A 20,707-nucleotide genomic window follows, 5' to 3' on the forward strand; every position below is an offset into this window, starting at 1 on the left:
AGTGCAATCAGCAGCAAAAGAACTAGTACACTCAACCACAGAACTAGTGCAATCAGCAGCAAAAGAACCAGTTTTGGTTGCTAAATAACGCTTTTGCGTAACAGATAATGATAAGTGAGTAACTCGGATAATATTTTGGGTTTAACAAAATTAGAACTCAGGAGTCAGAAGCCAGAATTTAGAATTGAATTCTGTGAAACTTGTGGATAGTGCAGCGTAAAGGCTGCGGCATGGCAACTCTTGGAGACGCTACGCTAACGCTTAGAAGGAGTCAGCTAGCGTCTGAATCAACAGGTTTATGTCTCCCACGAGAGTAATTCTGACTCCTGAATTCTGAATTTTGAATACTTCTTCAACTTTGGCAACGATCGCCTGAGCTTGGAAAACTCAACACTAAAAACAAACTGTATAAAAAACTAATTTATTACCTAAACCTAGAACTTATTACCTAAACCTAGAACTTAATCGCAGCTATCACCAAAGCAAGTAACCGCTATGATAGTTGAGGTCTGTTATGCTTTAACAAAACAAAAATAAAGGCATAGCGATCGCTACCATTTGAATGTTAACAACTAATCGCTTTGCAACCAGTTGACTTTACCACTCTCACAGCTACTTGTAGCGAAATCCGCGCTAACTGGCTACCATCACGCTTAGAACAAGTTTACCAGCGCGATCGCTACACGATTGCGATGGCATTACGTACCCTGGAACAGCGAGATTGGCTACAGATTTCTTGGCATCCCCAAGCTGCACATATTTGTATTGGCGATCCGCCACCGCGATTGCCAGATACCTTTACCTTTAGCCAACAACTGATACACCAATTGGGTGGTTTAGCACTGGTGGCGATTGAAGCGATCGCACCGTGGGAGCGTGTTATTGATTTGCAATTTGCCCGTCGTCCTGGAGAAAGCGCTCTATATCATGTCTATGCAGAAATCATGGGCAAGTATAGCAACGTCATTCTCACCGACGCCAGCAATATAATTATCACCGCCGCCCATCAAGTCAGTCAGCAACAATCTAGTGTCCGTCCCATCCAAACCGGACAACCTTATGAAACACCACCAAAACTCACTGGAACTGTCCCCTACTTGAGCGAATCCCAAGAACGTTGGCAAGAACGGGTAAGTTTAGTACCAGGAGCAATCAAGCGGCAATTGCTCAAAAGTTATAGTGGCTTGAGTGCAGCACTACTGGAGTTAATGCTGCTAGAAGCAAATATCGCACCAGAAATATCCACCGATACTCTTAACCCCGACGACTGGCGACGGCTGTTTAAGCGTTGGCAAGAATGGCTGCAAGCCTTGGATTCTAGTAAATTTCAACCTGCTTGGACAAAAGATGGTTACACCGTAATGGGTTGGGGTGTAATTGAAAAGGTCAAAAATATCCAGGAGTTGCTCAACCGCTATTACAGTAATCAGATTGATCAACAGTTATTTTCCCAATTGCGTCATCAGTTGAGTCAGAAATTGAATAATATTCTGGCGAAATTACGTAACAAGGCTCAAACCTTTAAGACGCGCTTGCAGCAATCAGATCGAGCCGATGAGTATCGGCAAAAAGCTGATTTATTGATGGCTCACCTGCAAAACTGGGAACCGGGGATGAAAGAAATTATCCTTGCTGATTTTGAGACAAATTTGCCAATAGCGATCGCTCTGTTGCCAGATAAAAATGCTGTTCAAAATGCTCAAAGCCTTTACAAACAGCACCAAAAGCTGAAACGCGCTCGTGCTGCTGTCGAACCGCTACTATTGGAAGTACAGACAGAAATTGAGTATTTAGAACAAGTAGAAGCTGCGATCGGCCAAATAGATAACTATCAAACAGCAGAAGATTTGCGAGCTTTAGAAGAAATCCGCGAAGAGTTGATTGGGCAAAAGTATCTAGAAGATCCTGAATACCGCAGCCGCAGTGCCAATGAAGTCCCCAGCACCAACTTTCATCGTTACCTTACTCCCAATGGCTTTGAAGTATTAATCGGTCGTAACAATCGCCAAAATGACCAATTGACCTTTCGTGTAGCAGGGGATTATGACATCTGGTTTCACGCTCAAGAAATTCCAGGAAGTCATGTGTTACTACGTCTAGAAGCGGGTGCTATTGCAGAAGAGGCTGATTTGCAATTTGTAGCTAATCTTGCCGCTTACTACAGTCGCGCCCGTCAGAGTGAGCAAGTGCCAGTAGTTTACACTCAGCTAAAACACGTCTACAAACCCAAAGGAGCCAAACCGGGAATTGCTATTTACAAGCAGGAAACCATCCTCTGGGGAAAACCACAAATAGTCATTAGTCATTAGTCATTGGGCATTGGGCATTTCTCTCTGCTCCTCTGCTCCCTCATGCCCCTCATTTGCCTACTGCCCACTACTACTTTGCCAAGACCCAACATCGCTTCTATCCTGCTTTATAGCAATATCACAGTTTCAGCAGATTGTCCCGGCGCATGACGAGGGCGAAGATGCAAGCTGATTTCCATATCGAGGCGCTTGAGGAAAATGAGCAGTTTGCCTTCGCTGAACCTTTGAAACTCTCCTTTCATCAAATGAGATACTTCTAGTTGGGGAATGTCAAGAAGTTTGCTGATTTCGCGCTGTTTCAGGTTGCGTTGAGAGAGGAGGCGCAATACCTGAATCCCTATCTTGCCTCGCGTAAAAAGCTCCGAAGCATTCGACAAACCGAGGTCAGCAAACACATTGCCACTGCTTTCTTCAAAAACTGGCTCCTGTGTCATTCTTGTTTCTCCCTTGCCACTGCGTCCTTATAGCGTTGTTTAATCAGGTCAACATCAGCTTGTGGGGTTTTAATCCCCTGCTTTGATTTCTTCTGAAAAGCGTGCAGAACGTAGATTTTCTCTGCAATCTTTACCGCATAGACTGCCCTGTAAGTATCGGTATCGTAGCGTTTGCATAATTTAATACACACCGCTTCCAACCCCTTTAAAAGGCTTGGCATCCATTGGTGTTTCCCCTGCTTACACCAATTGCAGCGCATAGCCTACTGATGCACGCACCTCTTCAGGAAATAAGCGAATATTTTTGAGAGAGTCTCCCATCCAAACCAGAGATCGTAAAGGAATTTCTGTAATATCCTCACCATCGTCCATTTTATATGAAAATTCCTATAAAAAAAGTCAGACATCTCATTCATATAGCAAGCTGAGAATGCCTAATTTCCACTGCCTGTCCTCTCATTCCGGCAAACCCTCTACCCGCATCAAATCCAATTCGCGTTCAAATATTTCATCAATTGGCAACATTTGATCATCAACAGTCATAAATTTATGATCTTTTGTTGCCCGAATTATTGAACCATCTTCCAAACAATACTCAAACACCTCTTGTTGTCCGCGATCGTGCCATTGTGCCACAGGTTGCGTGTAAATATTTCCATGATTATCAACGCTGTACACAGTGCATTCAATGCCTTTTTCTACAATTTCTCCAATCGGCATTAATCCATATTCTACTGTCAATATTTCCGTGTCATAGCTTAAACAATATTCAGCAAACTTCAACATTTGCTCAAATAATTCATCTGCAACTTTTTTCTGAACACCGTTTTTCGCTGCACCATCTACGAATTTTTCTCGCTGCTTTTGCATCTCAGAAACTTTCTTCTTTCCCATCGCCCGACGCAGCAAATCAGCTTGTCCTAAAGAATAACCCGCCATATCTTGAGCAATTTTCATGATTTGCTCTTGATAGACCATAATTCCATAGGTTTCGTCTAATATTGGTTCTAAAATGGTGTGTTGATAATCAATTTTTTCTCGACCATGTTTGCGGTTAATAAATTTAGGAATTAGTCCCGCATCTAATGGTCCAGGTCGATAAAGTGCCAAAATTGAAGAAATATCTTCTATATTAGAAGGTTTCAAATCTCGCACAATCTGACGCATCCCAGAAGATTCTAATTGAAATATCCCTTCTAACTCACCTGCTTCTAATAATTCATAAGTTTTTTGCACATCTTTAGGTAGACTGCTATGTTCACCTTTAGCTAATATCCTCTGGGCTTTTCTTTCCTGGCGGGGAATTTCATCAGGATCGACCCGATATCCTCTCGTTTCTTGAATTAAGTCCACAGTCTTTTGAATCAGCGTCAGATTCCGTAAACCCAGGAAATCCATTTTCAACAAACCCATTGATTCCAGGTCTTCCATGAAATATTGGGTAATCACAGAACCGTCATTATTCTTCTGTAGCGGCACAATTTCATCAAGTGGATCGGCGGAAATTACTACACCTGCTGCATGAACACCAAAAGTTTTGTTAGTTCCTTCAATTCGCATCGCCATATCAAGCCAATGACGAACATGAGGTTCTTTATCATATTTCTCTTTAAACTCTGGTTCTGGAGTTTGATCGGAAATCATCACCTTGAGTTTCGTTGGTTTCCCGCGCACCACAGGAATTAGTTTCGCCATTTTGTCAGCTTCCCCGTAGGGAATATTTAATACTCTGGCAACATCTTTCAAAACTGCTTTAGAAGTTAGACGGTTAAAAGTAATAATTTGGGCAACTCTATCTGCACCATATTTCTCAGTTACATAATCAATAACTTTATCCCGTTGTTCAATACAGAAATCTGTATCAATATCAGGCATGGATTTCCGTTCTGGGTTCAAAAAACGCTCAAATAGTAACCCATGATGTACGGGGTCAATATTAGTAATTCGCATTGCATAAGCAACTAATGAACCAGCCGCCGAACCCCGACCTGGGCCCACAGGAATATTGTTATCTCTAGCAAATTTGATGTAGTCCCATACAACTAAAAAGTATTTGGAAAAACCCATCTGCTGAATCATTTTCAGTTCGTATTCCAATCTTTCTTTATAGACAGAATCGACTTCTTGACGAGATTTGCGATTTAAGCGTTCTAAAAGTCCACTCCATGCAACATCTTCGGCGTAAGTGTCAGCAGTATGACCGGAAGGAATGGGAGGTGTAGGAATCTGAGGCTCACCCATAATATGGTAAGGCTCGACTTTATCAGCTACTTCTTCAGTAGTAGCGATCGCTTCGGCAATTACATCATCCGGCAAATGGTCACGAAATAGCTGCCGCATCTCCTCACCAGACTTGAGATACTCTGTACCGCTATAACGCATCCGCTTATCTTCAATAATTAACTTGCCCGTTTGAATACATAGCAAAGCGTCGTGGGCTTCAACGTCAAAACAAGAAATAAAATGTGAATCATTGGTAGCAACAAATTTAATCCCTAGCTCCCGCGCAATTTTGACAATTTCCACATTCACAATCCGGTCTTCCTGTGAGCCGTGATCTTGAATTTCTAAATAATAATCATCACCAAATACATCTTTATACCACTGAGCAACTTTTCGGGCGGCATCTGGTCTATTACTGAGAATTGCTTGGGGAATTTCTCCACCCAAACAAGCGCTGGTGACAATCAAGCCTTCATGATATTCTTTTAATAAATCTTTATTAATACAAGGACGAGAAAAAATTCCTTTGCCTTGAACACCTTGGAGGTGAGAAATCGTGGTTAATTTAACTAAATTTTTGTAACCTTTAGTATTTTTAGCTAAAACAACTTGATGATATTTAGGGCGGCGTTCTTGTTTTTCAATATCGCCGTTAATGACATACATTTCATTGCCGATAATCGGCTTAATATTTTGACTACGGCAAATTTTGATCAGTTCAACCGCACCATACATGACACCATGATCGGTAAGGGCGATCGCTTTCATTCCCAGTGCGATCGCTCGATCCACCAATTCTGGTAGCTGACTTGCCCCATCAAGCAAACTATAGTCACTGTGAATATGTAGAGGAACAAAGGACATAAGCATCTCCAACTACAAGCCAAGATATCTCTAGGGGCCTACCTTGTGGTATACCCTTTCGAGCCAGATTTTGTAAAGCAACGGAATCTTAGATTAACAGTTTTTAACCAAAATTAAAGCTGTTCTTTTTCGGGAATTATCACTATCATTAGTGTTGTTTTAATAGTTACAGCAGTTAACCAGTATCTAGCCAATGAGTCAAACAGAGAGAACAACTTCGCCTGAAACCAAAGCTAGCCCTTGGTGGCAGCGTATCCCTCTCACGTTGCAAATTCTCATCGCCTTAGTAGTGGCAGTCAGTGTCGGAATTGCCCTTGGTGCGGGGAATCCCAATCCCAGCAACGCCGCTTTAATCAACAATTTAGCAATTCCGGCAGAATTGGTGCTAAAGGCTCTCCGCGCCTTGGCTACACCCCTGATTCTGGTAGCGGTGCTGCATACTTTGATGACTACCAATATCCCTGGTACAGCCGGACGGCGGTTGGCAGTGTTACTTTTAACCAACACTACCGTAGCTATTTTGGTGGGACTTTTGGTAGCTAATGTACTGCGTCCAGGGACTTGGGGTAATGTAAGCACCTCAACAACTACGGCAATAACTCCTCAAAGTCTCGATCCTTGGGGAATACTCAAAGATGCTGTACCGGAAGCTGTCCTGAAGCCATTAGTTGATAATAATGTCATTCAACTGATTGTGATTGCCCTGAGTTTTGGTATCGTCCTGCGGGGATTAAAATCTGAACAAATCGCTCAAGGCAAGAATGGATTCCAGCCGATAGAGGATGTCATCGGAATTTTATTTGAAGCGGTAGTCCGCATCCTCAACTGGGTTATTGCTTTAGTGCCGTTCGCAGTATTTGGGATTGTGGCTAAAACTATTGCGATGCAGGGCTTTGCACCGTTTAAATCCTTGGGTGCATTTATCGTCGCCGTATTGTTAGCACTGGTATTGCAAGCGTGCTACTACCTCACCAGAGTAAAATTTGGTTCTTGGGTACACCCGCTAAAATTCCTAGCTGGTGGTTCTGATGCCTTTTTGACAGCTTTCTCAACTTCTTCCTCGGCGGCGGCAATGCCCATAACCTTTGAGGTTTTGCAAACAAAAGTCGGTTTAAGGGAATCTTCTGCTGCCTTGGGGGCATTAGTCGGGGCAAATTTTAATAATGATGGCACTGCCCTCTATGAAGCAATGTCTGCGTTGTATATTTCCCAACTGATTGGACAACATCTGAGTCTAGGACAGCAGTTAATTGTCATTCTTACCTCAATTTTTGCATCGGTAGGTGCGGCAAATATTCCCAATGCGGGACTGGTAACAATGACACTAGTGTTCACTTCTGTTGGCTTACCTACCCAGTATATAGCTTTGCTAGTTACTGTCGACTGGTTTTTGGATCGCTGCCGCACCGCGATTAATGTTATGGGAGATATGACTGTCAGTGCTTTACTTGACGGCAAAAAGCCACGTTCTGTAGACGAGGCTTAATTTGCCAGCTTTTAGTTGAGTTCAGTAACTTTTCAAATATCTAATGCTGTTGGGGCCCCTTGGCGTCACATTCTTTAGTCCAGCAGCGTTCTAAAAGTTGCAGACGCCAGATCAAGATAAAGCGTTGGGGATTCAATACTAATTTAGTATCGCGACTAAATAAGGGCTGGTTCAGATACTGCCAAATAGGAAATTTAATTTTGGTGTGTTTTGGAGTCATAAAAACAACAAAAATAATATAAAAGTTTTGTCTAGCAATTGCCTGATACTGTTTTTCTAGTTAAAGGCTACCCTGCGTTTTTGCAATTGTCTTTGTGGCAATTGCGGAATTTCGGCAAGTGAATTTATGTTGTTTCCGCTTTAATACTGAAATTGCACGCACCATTTTTCTGATTCCACATCTCATGAAAAGTCATACCATTTCACGAAATTCATGCTACAGATAACGTTGTTAGGGGCGTAGACTTGAAGCTGCCACCGTTGATGTCCCCTGCATTGCTAACGGATCTGCCTAAGTACAGGTCAGCATAAAAAGGTGCCCAAATTAAGCTGCGATCGCATATCCCAGCCACTATTTTTTACTTGGTTAATATCTTGTACTATGATTTTTGAGACTGATAGTGTCATGAATAAAAAATACCATCAATCTCTTGGCTTACCTGCGGCATCTAGGGAGAAACGTTAATTATTATGACTTTACCTGTTAAAGAGATTATATTAGCACCAGGAGAAGGTAATCACTTAACTATAAGTAATACAGAGGTAATCTTTAAAGCAGTTGGTGCTGATACTCATGGTCATTTAGGTTTATTTGAATACTTAATACAACCAGGAGGAACTACACCACAACTACACCTTCACCGTCAGATGGAGGAAATGTTTTATGTTGTGGAGGGAGAAGTCGAAATCCAAGCTGGAGACCGGATTGTCCAAGGTCAACCAGGAACATTTGTACTTGTTCCTCGCAATACGCCACACACATTTGCTAACCGTGGAACAAAACCTGCAAAGTTACTGATTATGTTCTCTCCAGGTGGGGAACGCGAAAAGTATTTTGAGGACTTGGCCTCCCTACTTCAGGATGGACAGAAACCAGACCAGGAAGCCTTGCTAGAGTTGATGCGTCGATTTGACCAAGAGCCAATAGAAAATTTACAGTGACACATTACAAAAAATATCTGACTCTATTTCCGATCTTTTTTGGCGGTGACTTGTACTAAGAAGTCTGTACCATTGATAGCGTTGATTATAAAACTGTTGCTGCTGTTGAGGTGAGATAGCTTAAAAACGGCTGAATTAGGTGCTATTGATGTTGATTCCTCTTAATTTGGAATTGCCTTTCATCCCACTGTTACCACCCGCCGAATTTCGTCACTGCAAAACCCGATCGCCATTGGACGACGCACCCCCAAAAGTGCTACCACGTCGTACAATTCCAGTACCACCCCTTCTATTCGCAGGGAATGGACAATATCGCCGCTTTTTAGGTCAATCACTAGTAACCCACAGCGAGGCTCAACATTTTTCTGGTGCAATTTATCGTCCAAAGCCAAGCCGCTGAAGTTCTTGTGGCGACGGTAAGATAACCGCAGATTTAGAAATTCAACTGAATGGATTGGCAACAATTACCGCGACTGATTTCATCCTTTAAGCTTGAGACATATTGGAATGGCATTTTCAATTGCGGCGTTGCATATTTGCGGGATGATTTTGCTAGTTTTGTGGAATGGGCAACATGAGCGTCCCTTGTGGTGTACACACAAGTCTTCTAAAGCTGCTTTACACCTTGACCTGCAATGCCAATGCATCGACTTGCAATGCCAATGCATCGACCTGCAATGCCAATGCATCGACCTGCAATGCCAATGCATCGACCTGCAATGCCAATGCATCGACCTGCAATGCCAATGCATCGACCTGCAATGCCAATGCATCGACCCGCAATGCCAATGCATCAACCTGTAAAGATTAGCCCACCCTACGTTACGCAGCAACTCTAAAAGACTTGTGTGAACACGATAGGTATTTCGGGGCGCTCATGTTGCTCACCCGACAAGAATCATCCCTTAATTCAGCAACGCCTAAATTGCTTAAGTTTTGTTGATTAAGCATAAAAAAACTGGGATGGGCATCTTGCCCATCCCACAAAAAAAAGAATTTTTGCGATCAAACGCCTTGGCTATATTCGAGCTAAGGCGATTTCGTTAAATTAAATTTCTTACTATCTAATAATGAGTGCCAGTTCTTCGATGGTTGATGGCAGTAACAGCATCAGGCTTGAGTAATTTACCTTCATCCACAGTTGCATATACAACCCAGTGATCGCCACATTCCAAACGTTGGTTGACGGAACATTCCAAATATGCCAAGGCGTCGGTGAGGACAGTACAGCCGTTATCTGCAACTGCTGTACTAAAGTTGGCAAATCGGTCTTCCCCAGGCGCGAAAGATTTACGGAAATGCTTCATGTAGTCTTGATGATTGCCTTCAGGTAGAATATTTAAGGCAAACTTACCGCCTGGATACATCAAAGATTCGATCGCTCGGTCTTTGGCGATCGCTACACTTATTCCCGGTGGGTTGAAGGTGGCTTGAGAAACCCAAGCGCCTAACATTGCTGTAGAGACTTCTCCAAGTTTCGCTGTCACTACACAAACGGAACCAACAATCCGACCAACAGCCTGTTCCACTGGAGTAGCGGCTTGTTGTGGTACACGTACCTTTTTAGCCTTTTTCAGTGCTTGGGCAAAGTCGGTACCTAGTTCTTCACAGAACTTGAGAGTGACATCATCAGGTTTAAACTTCACCTTTAGGGTGTCAAAGCCAAAGCGATATCCAGAATCTCGAAGTTTACCTTCGATTAAGTCAAATGCTTCGCCACTCCAGCCATAAGAACCAAAGACCCCAGCGAGTTTGCTGTTGTCACCACTCGATATCACAATCCCTAAAGCAGTATGAATGGGAGTTGGCGCATGACCACCGATGGTAGGAGAACCAATGATAAAACCCTCTGACTGTGCGAGGTTGATGCGAATTTCATCAGGGGTAGCAAATTCGCAGTTAATCGATTTGACTGCGACTCCACCTTTGGTTAATCCCAAAGCGATCGCTTGTGCTAAAGTCGCGGTATTTCCGTAAGCTGAAGCGTAAAGTAGGGCAACAGAAATCTCGCGATCGTTTTGAGAACGGCTCCACTCTGCATAAGCTTTGGTAAGTTCGATTAAGCTGGTGCGTACTAAAGGCCCATGACCCACAGCATACATTCTTACCTGCAAATCTGATATTTTCTCCAAAGCTGCTTGCACATGAGGAGTTTGGGGAGCCATCAGACAGTTAAAGTAGTAACGCTGGTCTTCTTTGAGCGCTTCCCAGTTATCATCAAACACTTCATCACCACAGAGATGAGTTGCAAATAATTTATCTGTGTAAAGAATTTGGGTTTGCTGATCGTAGGTACAAAGTCCTTCCGGCCAACGTGGACTAGGAATGGGGAAGAATTTTAAAACATGACCATTACCTAAATCCAGAGTTTCTTTCCCCCGCATCACCAAGACGTTCAAATCTTGCTCTAGGAAAGCAGCACGCAAATTGTTTGCACCAGGAAGAGAACAGACAAAAGTTACCTGTGGTGCCAGTTCTAAAATTGCTTTGAGGGTTGCAACTCGATTAGGACTAAAATGACCCAGGATGATATAATCCAAACGTTGTAAATCTAAAGTCTGCCGCAATGCCTCTAAATAAATTTCGGTAAAGCTTTCCGGTGGTGGATCAATAAGTGCGGTTTTATCAGCTTCAATTAAATAGCAATTAGAGGTAGTACCTCTTTCAAGTGCGTATTCAATTTCAAACCGCAGACGTGACCAACTACGTGCTCTGATAGCTTTAGTATTTGTAGCAATTGGTAAAACTTGTACGTCGCGTGGCTTGGAATTGGTCATAGCTGTTAAAAATTGGGGAATTGGGCATTGGGCATTGGGCATTGGGCATTGGGCATTGGGCATTGGGAATTGAGAATTGGGAATTAGGAATTGGAGAGAAGGGGAATAAGGAAAATAACCCATACCCCATGCCCTATACCCCATGCCCCATGCCCCATGTCAAATCTTTAGTAGTAATTACCTACTTTGCGATGGCGAACGGCTGTCAATCCATCGTTTTTGGAAACACGACCTTCTTGGACGGTGCAGTATAAAATCCAGTGGTCGCTGCATTCCATGCTGGTCTGTATTTCACATTCTATGTATGCCAAAGCATCAGTTAGAATCGGCGAACCGTTTTTCGCGGTTTGAGTTTTTACTCCCGCAAAGCGGTCAGCACCAGGATGCAAGCGCTTGAGGAAGTGTTTCTTGAGTTCTTGATAATTGCCTTCTTCCAAAACATTGAGGACGAAGCGATCGCCTATTTGCATTAAGGAATCAATAGCGCGGTCTTTAGCAACGGCTATTGTTAATCCTAAGGGTTGCAAACTCGCTTGCGTTACCCACGATGCCAGCATGGCACTTGAAGCATTATCTTTTTTAGCGGTAACTATATACAGTCCACTACTAATCCGACCCAGCGCCTTTTCCATGTCAACGTCGAGGGACTTGATTTGCTTGATGTTGCGATCGCGCACCAGCAATTGTCCCAAGTCTTTACCCGCTTCTTCACACAACTGGAATGTTGATGCAGTCGGAGCCTCTCTAATCCGAATGGCTGGGAAAGCTTCTTTGATGCCAGAGTCGAGAAATTTTCTGCGGAGTGTATCAATGGGTTCATCATCCCCACCGTAACATTCAAACAGCCCAACCACTTGCTTGTTTTTGGCGACAGCTAGCAATGAACTGATACTAGCTTGGGCGGCAGCGGCGGTAGTCGGGGGCATACCAATAACGATGCTAACTGCTCTACCGGCTAGTTCTTGGATTTCTTGGCTCTGGGCAGTACTTAGATCCAGGACTTCTACCCCAACCCCAGTTTTCTGTATACCTTCAGCAATTGCGTGACCAAGCCGCTCACTATACCCGTAATCTGAGACAAAAAACATGCCAACGGTGGTTTCTGCTTTAGCTTGTTTTTGGCTCCAATTTTCGTAGCAGCCGGTTAGAACATCTAGATGGTGGTGTAATAATGGGCCGTGACCGTTGGCGATAATATTAATCTTCCCTAGTTCGCTCATCCGCTTCATGGCATTCACCAAAGAACGAGCGTTAGGGCCCATCAAGCAGTCGTAGTAAAATCTAAAGTCAGCTTCGATCGCTTCTAAATCTTCGTCGAAGGTGCGATCGTCACAAAAGTGCATCCCAAAAGCATCACAGGTGTAAAGGGTTTGGGTTTTGCGGTCAAAGCTAAAGATTGTATCCGGCCAGTGCAGGTTAGGCGCACTCACGAATTCGATTTCGTGTCCTTTGCCGATATCTATGCGATCGCCAGTTTTCACAACCCGCTTACTAAAAGGATCGTGTACTAAGCCTTCCAAAAACTGAAGTGCAACTTTTGAGGCTAAGACAGTGGCTCTAGGAGCTAACTGGAGGACATCTTCTACTAAGCCGCTATGATCTGGCTCTGTGTGACTAACAATTATGTAATCAATTGTTTTGGGGTTAACAAGACCTTTGAGAGTCTCTAAATACAGATCGCGAAACTTCTGGTGAGAAGTATCAATCAAAACTGTTTGTTCACCCCTAATTAGATATGAATTGTAGGTTGTACCGTTTTGCAGTCCGAATTCGATATCAAAGCGATCGCGATCCCAATCAAGAGAGCGAATCGCCGTTGTGTTAGGGGCAATTTCTACAGTTTGTATAGTTAACCGATGTTGAACGTTCTCTGCGTTGGCCTTGCCGGTCGTAGACATCGCTATCATTATTCGTCTCCGAGCGCAAATTAACAGGTTTTTCTTCTGCCCCCATTGTCTCTATTATTTTTATTTGAAGTTGTAATGAATATCAGTTTTTGAAAAATTTAGCTTGTATCAATTATTGCTATTTTTTAGCAAAAAATATGACTCCAAAAATATACTAAATATTAATTTATCCCTAAAATTTACTGAGTACTTATTTTTGCTATTTATCTGACTCTATCTTAATTCAAAAATATCATAGCAATTATATTTTTAACTAGAAAAGCATAATTTAAACAATATTAGCTTGCTGGTAGAGCTACCAAGTCTAAATTACTTTTAATACTTAATATTGTCAGAAAATATATTTATCAAGTATAAAAATTTATTTTTTTCGGGTACTCCCTTAATTAGGAAAGGTAGGAAAAGTAGGAAAGGTAGGAAAAGTGGGAAAGGTAGGAAAAGTAGGAAAGGTAGGAAAGGTAGGACAAAGCTTATCAAGCTTCTAACAAGCATCAAATAAGCTGTTAACATTAGTTTATTCAATGAGTATTGAATATATTGTTGTCTTAATCAAAAATATGGTGGCATAAAATATAAACTTTATGTAAAGTCGATACAACAGATATTTTTTGGAGATAATCAAGGCAATTTTCCAGAGACTAGTTTAATAAAAAGGAACTAGGTTTGTATATCTTTTTCCGCTCATCCAAATAGAAACTAGCGTAAAAATAATTTTTAAAGTTTCGATAAACCTCCGTAAGCATAGGAATAATCTCAGTAATTTAATGATACAGTCCTTTATTATCGACTTTAGACATTAATCAAGACAACGCCAACAAATTCTTCTTGTCATAGCTATAAGCTACAGCCTTAGGCTATTGAATAAATTTACCTATATAGGTTAATGGTGTCATCTCAATGTGCCTAACTTTTTATAAAAATCTATTGTTGATGAAAAATTGCAACCTTTGATCGTGTTCTCAAGCCAATACTTATCGCGTAGCAGCCTTATAGACGCCGACATCCTTAATACTTGTAGTTCAAGTTCTTAGGATGTATGATTAGATACTTAAATTATTCAGTATGTAGGCGTAAAAAGATACAAAAATTGATTGTGTAAAAGGTTATTGTTTATGGGATGCCGATTAAAAGTGTTTCTCACAGAAGAAGAAAAGCTGACTTTAGAAGAGTTGAGAAAAGCCAAAGATGTTCCTCAACGTACTAAGGATCGTGCTCAAGTTTTACTGCTGAATACTCGCGGCTTAAAAAATGAGCAAATTGCAAAAGGCTTGAACTGGGCGATTTCAACAGTGCGTCAAACCCTTCACCGCTGGGAAAAGATGGGTTTAGCAGGTTTATGGGATGCTCCTGGTCGAGGAGGAAAACCTCGATATTCGGAATCGGATTTGGTTTATCTCGAAAATTGTTTAGCTCAAGAGTCAGAGACTTATAACTCTAAACAATTAGCAAAAAAACTCGCATCTGAGCGTCAAATAAACTTGAGTGCAGATCGACTACGACGGGTATTGAAAAAAAGGGGAAGGAGGTTTGGAAGCGCACGCACACCCAGAAACAGCATAATTAGCTGATTAAATCATCTTGGACTCGAATCACTTGTTTCGTTTGGGCAGCGATCGCTAGATTTGGCATTGCATAATTAAGGGATAAACTGTCCATATTATGCATCTAACCTTAGCCGTAAGAACGGGCATCGTCGTGGTAAACAAAACTACATCTGTAGCGATTGCGACGTGCGTTTTGCCCCGCTTTGCTAACGCCAATTTCTAGAATCATAAGGATTTATAATTTTGACAAAATCTCTGGCAACAACTGGCTAGGAACTTTAGATAAAGCCAGATTTTGTCCCTGTATCCCTAATTCATTATGAAAAGTACGAATAGTTTTCACCACATAAGCGAAGGTTGTTTGATAAGCCTCTGGTTGTTTAATTAATCCGTTTAAGGCTTGCAAATGGTTATCTAATGCTATTTCTAAGTGTTGAGAGCGTGTCGCTTTGTCGCCATTAAAAGACTTATCTATTACTAGCTGATAATGTGCTAGTCCCAGGTTATTGTGAGAGGCAAGCAAATCAAAACTTAAAGAAGTACCGCTAAGTGAGTGAGCCAAAGCTATAGCTTCTTCGTAAGCGCTGATACATAGTTGCAGATACTTTTGCCGTGCCTCTTGAGTAGTTTCAGATAGGTTGGCTAGATGCCAGTAGGCAGTTCCCAGATTATTTTGTGTAGCGGCGCAGGCACTGGGAACATTAGCTGGAGTGCGATACTTAAGAGCTTCGCTATAAACATCTATGGCTAACTGGAGATTTTGGGCAGGTTGTTCGTATTGTGCCAGATTCCAACACGCAGTACCGATATTGTTTTGAATCATGCCATACTTCAGCGGTTCCTCTTCAGGGTTGTAGTGTGCAAGCGCTTCATTGTAAGCTGCGATCGCTTTCTTTAAATGCACAATTGGTTGATTGTATTGCCCTAGATGCCAGTAAGCAGTACCCAAATTATTTTGGCAAGCCGCATACTTTAATGAATCCATATCGGCTGTACGGTGGCTGAGTGCTTCACTGTAAGCGAAAATTGCTTGCTGCCAATTTTCAGATGGGTGAGAGAAACGAGCTAAATCACCATAAGCTGTCCCCAAATTATTTTGTACGCGAGCGTAAGTTTCCGAATGTGTCTGGGGCGAAATCATCTTTAACGCCAACTGATAAAATTCTATTGCCTGCTCTATATAAGTTTGTCCCTCTTCAGAATTGGGTGGTGTGCGGTATAGCATCCAGTAGAGTGTACCCAAATCATTCAAGATATCTGGGAGTTGCGGTGAGCTTTCGTCATAACTAATTGCCTCCTGATAGGCAATAATTGCCACCATCAGGTTTTCTAAAGTTGCCTCTCCTTGCTCAATGCGAAGACGGTATAAAGTACCCAAGCGATGATAAGCCTCTGCCAGTATCTCCTCTGAAACTTGCTTTTCGTGTAATTCTTCAATCTCCAATAAAATCTGCTGTGGTTGTAAGGAATCCTCTGTATTTTGAGGAATACTTGTATTTATTGTTGCTATTACTAGCTCCGTTAACTCACTGCTAATATAAGATAAAGACGACAGCGATTGATTATTACTCCCACTACCAGACCGATTTGTAGATTCCTGTTGTTGTGGCGTAGCCTTCAATAAATCCGCTGTTGATGGTGAAACTTCCTCAGTTTTGTGTAGGCGATTCCCTTGTATCTCTACTGGGAAATCAGAATTATTATCAAACTTTAACTCGGTGGCTGCGGTTTGGAGTTCTGCTTGGTTAACTGATTCATCTAGAATCGACTGCTCAATATTCCCTAAATCCAAGCTTCCAGAACGTGAAAAACGTTGTGGATAGGCCAAATTCTGAGTTGCTGGTGTGGGTTCTCCAGCAAACATAAATACGCCAGTACGACAACGCCAAAACTGTGGTGCTGATTGCTTGATAGCTGATAACCAAGGACGTGGTATCCACAACAGCAAATTAGATTCTAGGAATCGGCTGGATTCTTGTGTAGAGAAATATTGTTCGCTTAAGCGGAGATAGTGCAAAAATAAACGCTGTGTCGCAACTGGTTGCTTCGTAAGATGCTCCACGCCGACAATCTGAAATGCTGGTACTGAAAAAGGTCTACCAGGAGTATCTTTTGATGCCCCAATAATTGGCGGTGGATAATTAGTCAACCATTGATTAATCTGGATTATGGGATTGGGATCGTTTAAATTCAAACGCAACGTGACTAATCGCGGATAAGCTGGAGTACTATTTTCCTGAGCATTTGATGATTGATATAGCACCTGTCCAACAGGATAAGCCAATGTAGAATGCAAACGGGCTGCTACCTGATTTCTTAAGTATAAATTATCACATACTGCCAAAAGAATTTGTCGTCGTAAGCCAAGACTTAAGGCAAGTTTCAGGCGGTGGTATACTTGCCGATTCCAAGTAGAATTATTGTTGTGTGCAGTATCATTCACGCTCATAGCGGCTAAAGAGCCAAAACATAGTAGATATCACCTTTCTGGGTGCATTAAAGTGGGCCAAACTCATCATAAAAATGATTTTTAATAAGTAGATGTTGTGCTGCTCAGGATATATTGAGCCTTCAATTATAGTAGGAACAATAAAGTATAATTATATACTTTCATTCCCAGTTCAATTTTAACAAAAAATAAAAAAGCAGGCCCCTCTTAAAATCGGAACCTGAAAAACTATAAAGAAGATGAAGTTTTCTTAAAATGTTTTACGATCAACTGCTCTTAGAAACAAAGAAGGCGACTAGAATCAAGCCGGCAACCAAAGCTGTAGCGGCAATTCCTAGTAGGATATAAGTTCGCTTTTGCCCTTCCGTGACAGGTTCTGCTTGATAAACCTTTGGTTCCCGGGCAAAATTATTCAGAAGACCGCCTTCTTCATTGATATAGGGCATGAATGAATTCCTTTATCTTTATCGTTAATTTAATGTTACATAAATGCTAAATCTGGTCTTAAACTGCTAGATAAATCGTTACATTGTGGATTGGGCATTGGGTTATTCCTGTTGTCTCACTTGTCTGTTTATTTTCCATACCCCATGCCCTATTCCCTATTCTCTAACTAGTAATCGTCCCAGTTAGAGGTGAACTAGGACTGGCGTAATCTTTAATAGGCATCCTGCCAGCAAGGTATGCTAGACGACCGGCGACTGCTGCCAAATTCATGGCACGAGCCATTGCTGCTGGGTTTGGAGAAAGAGCGATCGCACTATTAATCAATAAAGCATCTGCTCCCAATTCCATTGCCTGAGCGGCTTCTGAGGGTGAACCAATACCAGCATCTACCACCACTGGCACACCTGCATTTTCGATGATAATTTGGATATTGGCAGTTGTTTTCAGCCCTTGTCCAGAACCAATTGGCGATGCCAAAGGCATTACTGTAGCACAACCTACCTCTTCTAAGCGCTTGGCTAACATGGGGTCAGCGTTGATGTAGGGTAATACTACAAAGCCTTCTTTAACTAGTTGTTCTGCTGCTTGCAATGTCCCAATCGGGTCTGGGAGTAAATACTTAAGGTCGGGTATTACTTCTAACTTGACAAAGTTATTATCTTCCTGCCCCAATAATTTCGCCATTTCTCGCCCTAAACGCGCTACCCGAATTGCCTCTTCAGCAGTTTGACAACCTGCGGTATTGGGTAACATCCAGATTTTTTTCCAATCCAAGGCTTCAGCTAAACCTTCATGTCCAGGAGCCTTGGTTTGTACCCGTCGTACTGCTACGGTGACAATCTGGCAATCGCTGGCGGCGATGCTTTGCTGCATTTCCTCAATGCTGCGATACTTACCAGTTCCCGTCATCAAGCGGGATTGGAAGGTTTTGCCAGCGATAATCAATGGGGAATCGGTAGAGACGTGATTAATCGCGTCTGTGGGAAGTGGGGTCGTATTATGCCCGTTGGAGAAATTGGTAGAGTGAGTCAGCATGGGGGTGGAGGTAGATGACTTGGACTGGAAGCGCGAATAGTGAAAATCAGCAAGTAGGGGGTCAGACTTTTGTTCTAAGATTAAATCGGCAATCAAAGCGGCTGTTACAGGTGCAAGTAGAATTCCGTTGCGGTAATGACCCGTAGCAAAGGTTAAATTTTGACAGTGGCTAGTGCCCAGGATGGGCAATTCATCAGGGGTAGTTGGGCGAAATCCCCACCAAAATTCCTGGATGGGATAATGCTTTAATTGGGGATACAGCCGGATAGCAGCTTGTAGTAATTTTTGAATACCTTCTGGGGTGTTGTTGGGGACAAAGCCAACGTCTTCACTTGTTGCGCCAATAACCAGGCGATCGCGTCTTGGTACGATGTAAATATCCTGCCCAAACAAAACCCGCTTTAAGGGCAATTCCGGCGAAACTTCTGGTATCCGCACACTCAGCATTTGTCCTTTTCTGGGTACCACAGGTAGTGGTAACATTTCATTTGACCAAGCACCTGAAGCTAAAACATAGTGCGCGGCGCGAATTATTCCCGCATTGGTTTGCACGCCAACGACTTGTCCCTGCTGCTGTAAAAATGCTTCTACTGTAATGCCATCTTTAAGTTTAACACCAACAGACTCAGCGGCCGTCCGCAATACGTGAGCGAGAGCTTTATTATCAACTTGTGCGTCTTCAGGATACCACCAGCCACCAACTACCTCTGCTCCCAATCCTGGCTGATATTGATGAATTGCCTCTTTGTTTAACCAGTAAGCCGGGGATGAGGGAGATGATGAGGAAAGATCCCCTCTGCTCCTCTGCTCCTCTGCTCCCCTGCCTCCCTGCCCCCCTGCCTCTTCAAAGAGGGGTGCAAGGATACCACAAGGACGGTAGCCAGTATTTAAGGCGGTCAGTTCTTCTAATTTGCGCGTCCAGTCGGGATATAAGACACGCGATCGCCAACACAAGGAACGCATTGCCTCATTCAGGATGTTTTCCGCATCGGGTGCCAACATCCCGGCGGCGGCGTGGGTAGCGGCAGCCTGAAAGTCACGACAAAGCACGGTGACGTTTGTCCCGCGCAATTTTAGTTCAATGGCGATCGCTAAACCAATAACGCCGCCACCAATAATCACAGTCTCACTAATCATTAGTCATTAGTCATTAGTCATCTATCATTAGCCATTTATCATTAGTACATAACTAATAACTCATAACTAATAATTCATAACTTATAACTTATAACTCGTAACTAAAGACGGGTCTGAAGATGGATCTGCTCGTTACCACAAGGCGCGAATTGGTTCGTTGCCTTGATTTGTATCGCTGGATGGCGTGTTTGTTTCTGAAGAATCTGTATTGCCGTCTGTTGTACTGTCAGTTGAGTCATCGGCAGAATTCTGGGCAACGTTACTCCTGTTGTCGGGTCTTGGGGCTACAATGCCGCGCCTGTTTTCGTTTGTTTGAGTTGTTTGATTTCCTTCTGTTGCAGGTTCTTCATTATTGCTGCCACCACTGCCATTAACATTGATATTAGCTGGCAAGACTTCTGATTTCTTGTCACTGGGAGCGTTAGCAGTTTGTACGCCCATCGGAAAGTTGATGCCCAGTAATGTACCAAGCAGAATGGCTAAACCTCCAGCCATTAAAATTAAGGGTGTCCATCTACCCATCTTGTCTTAACTCCTTTTTAACCTTTTGGTGTCCACACTATTCGAGAACCTTGTCCCCAAAATCCATCAAACTTTGTCACTTTCACATCGCCTAAAACCTGAGTTTGACAGGCTAAACGTAAGTCTGTTGTAGGAGAATGGGGAGGAAGCGAACGTCGTGCTCGATCGCGCCAATTCGCTGCTGATACTTCGCCCTCTACCAGAACCGCGCAGGTTCCACAACTGCCAATGCCCCGACAGTTTATTACCTTAGCACCGTCATTGTAGAGGTGAATACTATTTTGCAGCAAAATTGTTCGGAGATTGCTTCCATGCTCGCAATCAATTGTTTTACCTTCAGCTTGTACTTTAGGCATTTTTAAATTGCCAAACTGGCTTTTTGTTGTATATTGACACATTGCCTCGAAAGTTG

The 20,707-nt window shown here is 42.7% G+C and carries 19 protein-coding genes; 5 read left to right on the plus strand and 14 right to left on the minus strand.

The features are described 5' to 3' along the window. Positions 1-581: 581 nt before the first annotated feature. Entirely contained in the window at positions 582-2,309 is a 1,728-nt protein-coding gene (locus NLP_RS19570) for an Rqc2 family fibronectin-binding protein (protein ID WP_104907847.1), read from the plus strand. A 107-nt stretch (positions 2,310-2,416) separates the two neighbouring features. Here the strand turns inward: NLP_RS19570 and NLP_RS19575 are convergent, their stop codons facing one another. The 4 genes from NLP_RS19575 to NLP_RS19585 all read right to left on the minus strand — a co-directional run bounded on the left by NLP_RS19575 (position 2,417) and on the right by NLP_RS19585 (position 5,830). Then, a complete protein-coding gene (locus NLP_RS19575) occupies positions 2,417-2,743 on the minus strand; it encodes a helix-turn-helix domain-containing protein (protein WP_104907848.1) in 327 nt (108 codons plus the stop codon). Beyond that, complete coding sequence (locus tag NLP_RS35050) at positions 2,740-2,964, minus strand: type II toxin-antitoxin system RelE/ParE family toxin (RefSeq protein ID WP_234016989.1); 225 nt, start codon at positions 2,962-2,964, stop codon at positions 2,740-2,742. Before NLP_RS35050 ends, NLP_RS19575 begins: the two co-directional genes overlap by 4 nt. A 19-nt stretch (positions 2,965-2,983) precedes the next feature. Further along, positions 2,984-3,115 carry a hypothetical protein gene (locus tag NLP_RS35595; RefSeq protein WP_267894878.1) on the minus strand — a complete coding sequence of 44 codons (132 nt, stop codon included), beginning with the start codon at positions 3,113-3,115 and terminating at the stop codon, positions 2,984-2,986. 84 nt (positions 3,116-3,199) lie between these two features. Next, complete coding sequence (locus NLP_RS19585; RefSeq protein WP_104907849.1) at positions 3,200-5,830, minus strand: DNA polymerase III subunit alpha; 2,631 nt, start codon at positions 5,828-5,830, stop codon at positions 3,200-3,202. A 193-nt stretch (positions 5,831-6,023) separates the two neighbouring features. On the opposite strand from NLP_RS19585, the gene NLP_RS19590 reads away from it, so the two are divergent. Then, a complete protein-coding gene (locus NLP_RS19590) occupies positions 6,024-7,316 on the plus strand; it encodes a dicarboxylate/amino acid:cation symporter (RefSeq protein WP_104907850.1) in 1,293 nt (430 codons plus the stop codon). Positions 7,317-7,356: 40 nt separating this feature from the next. Here NLP_RS19590 and NLP_RS35055 read toward each other — a convergent pair whose 3' ends face one another. Continuing rightward, complete coding sequence (locus tag NLP_RS35055) at positions 7,357-7,536, minus strand: cupin domain-containing protein (RefSeq protein WP_234016990.1); 180 nt, start codon at positions 7,534-7,536, stop codon at positions 7,357-7,359. Between the two features lie 470 nt (positions 7,537-8,006). Here NLP_RS35055 and NLP_RS19600 point away from each other — a divergent pair, with 470 nt between their 5' ends. Continuing rightward, on the plus strand, positions 8,007-8,477 hold the full coding sequence (locus tag NLP_RS19600; protein ID WP_104907852.1) for a cupin domain-containing protein: 471 nt from the start codon (positions 8,007-8,009) through the stop codon (positions 8,475-8,477). 179 nt (positions 8,478-8,656) lie between these two features. On the opposite strand, the gene NLP_RS19605 is transcribed toward NLP_RS19600, so the two are convergent. From NLP_RS19605 to NLP_RS19620, 4 genes are all read right to left on the minus strand, one after another. After that, positions 8,657-8,938 (minus strand): DUF4915 domain-containing protein, encoded by a 282-nt coding sequence (locus NLP_RS19605; RefSeq protein ID WP_234016991.1) that lies wholly within the window; start codon positions 8,936-8,938, stop codon positions 8,657-8,659. 157 nt (positions 8,939-9,095) lie between these two features. Next, positions 9,096-9,266: a hypothetical protein gene (locus tag NLP_RS33360; RefSeq protein ID WP_158680471.1), complete on the minus strand. Its 171-nt coding sequence runs from the start codon at positions 9,264-9,266 to the stop codon at positions 9,096-9,098. A gap of 275 nt (positions 9,267-9,541) precedes the next feature. Next, complete coding sequence (locus tag NLP_RS19610; RefSeq protein WP_104907853.1) at positions 9,542-11,254, minus strand: diflavin flavoprotein; 1,713 nt, start codon at positions 11,252-11,254, stop codon at positions 9,542-9,544. Between the two features lie 167 nt (positions 11,255-11,421). Further along, complete coding sequence (locus NLP_RS19620; RefSeq protein WP_104907855.1) at positions 11,422-13,161, minus strand: diflavin flavoprotein; 1,740 nt, start codon at positions 13,159-13,161, stop codon at positions 11,422-11,424. Positions 13,162-14,273: 1,112 nt separating this feature from the next. Here NLP_RS19620 and NLP_RS19625 point away from each other — a divergent pair. Both NLP_RS19625 and NLP_RS36160 read left to right on the plus strand, forming a co-directional pair. After that, entirely contained in the window at positions 14,274-14,729 is a 456-nt protein-coding gene (locus NLP_RS19625) for a helix-turn-helix domain-containing protein (RefSeq protein WP_104907856.1), read from the plus strand. Positions 14,730-14,804: 75 nt separating this feature from the next. Further along, positions 14,805-14,915 carry an IS1/IS1595 family N-terminal zinc-binding domain-containing protein gene (locus tag NLP_RS36160; protein WP_442946670.1) on the plus strand — a complete coding sequence of 37 codons (111 nt, stop codon included), beginning with the start codon at positions 14,805-14,807 and terminating at the stop codon, positions 14,913-14,915. A gap of 25 nt (positions 14,916-14,940) precedes the next feature. On the opposite strand, the gene NLP_RS19635 is transcribed toward NLP_RS36160, so the two are convergent. From NLP_RS19635 to NLP_RS19655, 5 genes are all read right to left on the minus strand, one after another. After that, positions 14,941-17,154, minus strand: a complete 2,214-nt coding sequence (locus NLP_RS19635; protein ID WP_104907857.1) for a tetratricopeptide repeat protein — start codon at positions 17,152-17,154, stop codon at positions 14,941-14,943. 266 nt (positions 17,155-17,420) lie between these two features. Beyond that, the gene (gene psb34, locus NLP_RS19640) at positions 17,421-17,600 is read right to left on the minus strand and encodes a photosystem II assembly protein Psb34 (RefSeq protein ID WP_104907858.1); all 180 of its coding nucleotides are present in this window, start codon (positions 17,598-17,600) and stop codon (positions 17,421-17,423) included. Between the two features lie 163 nt (positions 17,601-17,763). After that, a complete protein-coding gene (gene thiO / locus NLP_RS35840; protein WP_104907859.1) occupies positions 17,764-19,773 on the minus strand; it encodes a glycine oxidase ThiO in 2,010 nt (669 codons plus the stop codon). 132 nt (positions 19,774-19,905) lie between these two features. Further along, positions 19,906-20,295: a hypothetical protein gene (locus NLP_RS19650; RefSeq protein ID WP_104907860.1), complete on the minus strand. Its 390-nt coding sequence runs from the start codon at positions 20,293-20,295 to the stop codon at positions 19,906-19,908. Between the two features lie 17 nt (positions 20,296-20,312). After that, positions 20,313-20,651, minus strand: a complete 339-nt coding sequence (locus NLP_RS19655) for a 2Fe-2S iron-sulfur cluster-binding protein (RefSeq protein ID WP_104909940.1) — start codon at positions 20,649-20,651, stop codon at positions 20,313-20,315. Positions 20,652-20,707: the final 56 nt, after the last annotated feature.

Origin of the sequence: Nostoc sp. 'Lobaria pulmonaria (5183) cyanobiont' (genome assembly GCF_002949795.1) — a bacterium.
Lineage (GTDB): Bacteria > Cyanobacteriota > Cyanobacteriia > Cyanobacteriales > Nostocaceae > Nostoc.

Bases quoted from the DNA above. Each gene is read 5' to 3' on its own strand.
- thiO (WP_104907859.1), bottom strand. From the start codon at position 19,773: ATGATTAGTGAGACTGTGATTATTGGTGGCGGCGTTATTGGTTTAGCG.
- NLP_RS35595 (WP_267894878.1), bottom strand. From the start codon at position 3,115: ATGGACGATGGTGAGGATATTACAGAAATTCCTTTACGATCTCTGGTT.
- NLP_RS19590 (WP_104907850.1), top strand. From the start codon at position 6,024: ATGAGTCAAACAGAGAGAACAACTTCGCCTGAAACCAAAGCTAGCCCT.
- NLP_RS19585 (WP_104907849.1), bottom strand. From the start codon at position 5,830: ATGTCCTTTGTTCCTCTACATATTCACAGTGACTATAGTTTGCTTGAT.
- NLP_RS19625 (WP_104907856.1), top strand. From the start codon at position 14,274: ATGGGATGCCGATTAAAAGTGTTTCTCACAGAAGAAGAAAAGCTGACT.
- NLP_RS19650 (WP_104907860.1), bottom strand. From the start codon at position 20,295: ATGGGTAGATGGACACCCTTAATTTTAATGGCTGGAGGTTTAGCCATT.
- psb34 (WP_104907858.1), bottom strand. From the start codon at position 17,600: ATGCCCTATATCAATGAAGAAGGCGGTCTTCTGAATAATTTTGCCCGG.
- NLP_RS19620 (WP_104907855.1), bottom strand. From the start codon at position 13,161: ATGATAGCGATGTCTACGACCGGCAAGGCCAACGCAGAGAACGTTCAA.
- NLP_RS19600 (WP_104907852.1), top strand. From the start codon at position 8,007: ATGACTTTACCTGTTAAAGAGATTATATTAGCACCAGGAGAAGGTAAT.
- NLP_RS35050 (WP_234016989.1), bottom strand. From the start codon at position 2,964: ATGCCAAGCCTTTTAAAGGGGTTGGAAGCGGTGTGTATTAAATTATGC.
- NLP_RS19575 (WP_104907848.1), bottom strand. From the start codon at position 2,743: ATGACACAGGAGCCAGTTTTTGAAGAAAGCAGTGGCAATGTGTTTGCT.
- NLP_RS19610 (WP_104907853.1), bottom strand. From the start codon at position 11,254: ATGACCAATTCCAAGCCACGCGACGTACAAGTTTTACCAATTGCTACA.
- NLP_RS19635 (WP_104907857.1), bottom strand. From the start codon at position 17,154: ATGAGCGTGAATGATACTGCACACAACAATAATTCTACTTGGAATCGG.
- NLP_RS35055 (WP_234016990.1), bottom strand. From the start codon at position 7,536: ATGACTCCAAAACACACCAAAATTAAATTTCCTATTTGGCAGTATCTG.
- NLP_RS19655 (WP_104909940.1), bottom strand. From the start codon at position 20,651: ATGCCTAAAGTACAAGCTGAAGGTAAAACAATTGATTGCGAGCATGGA.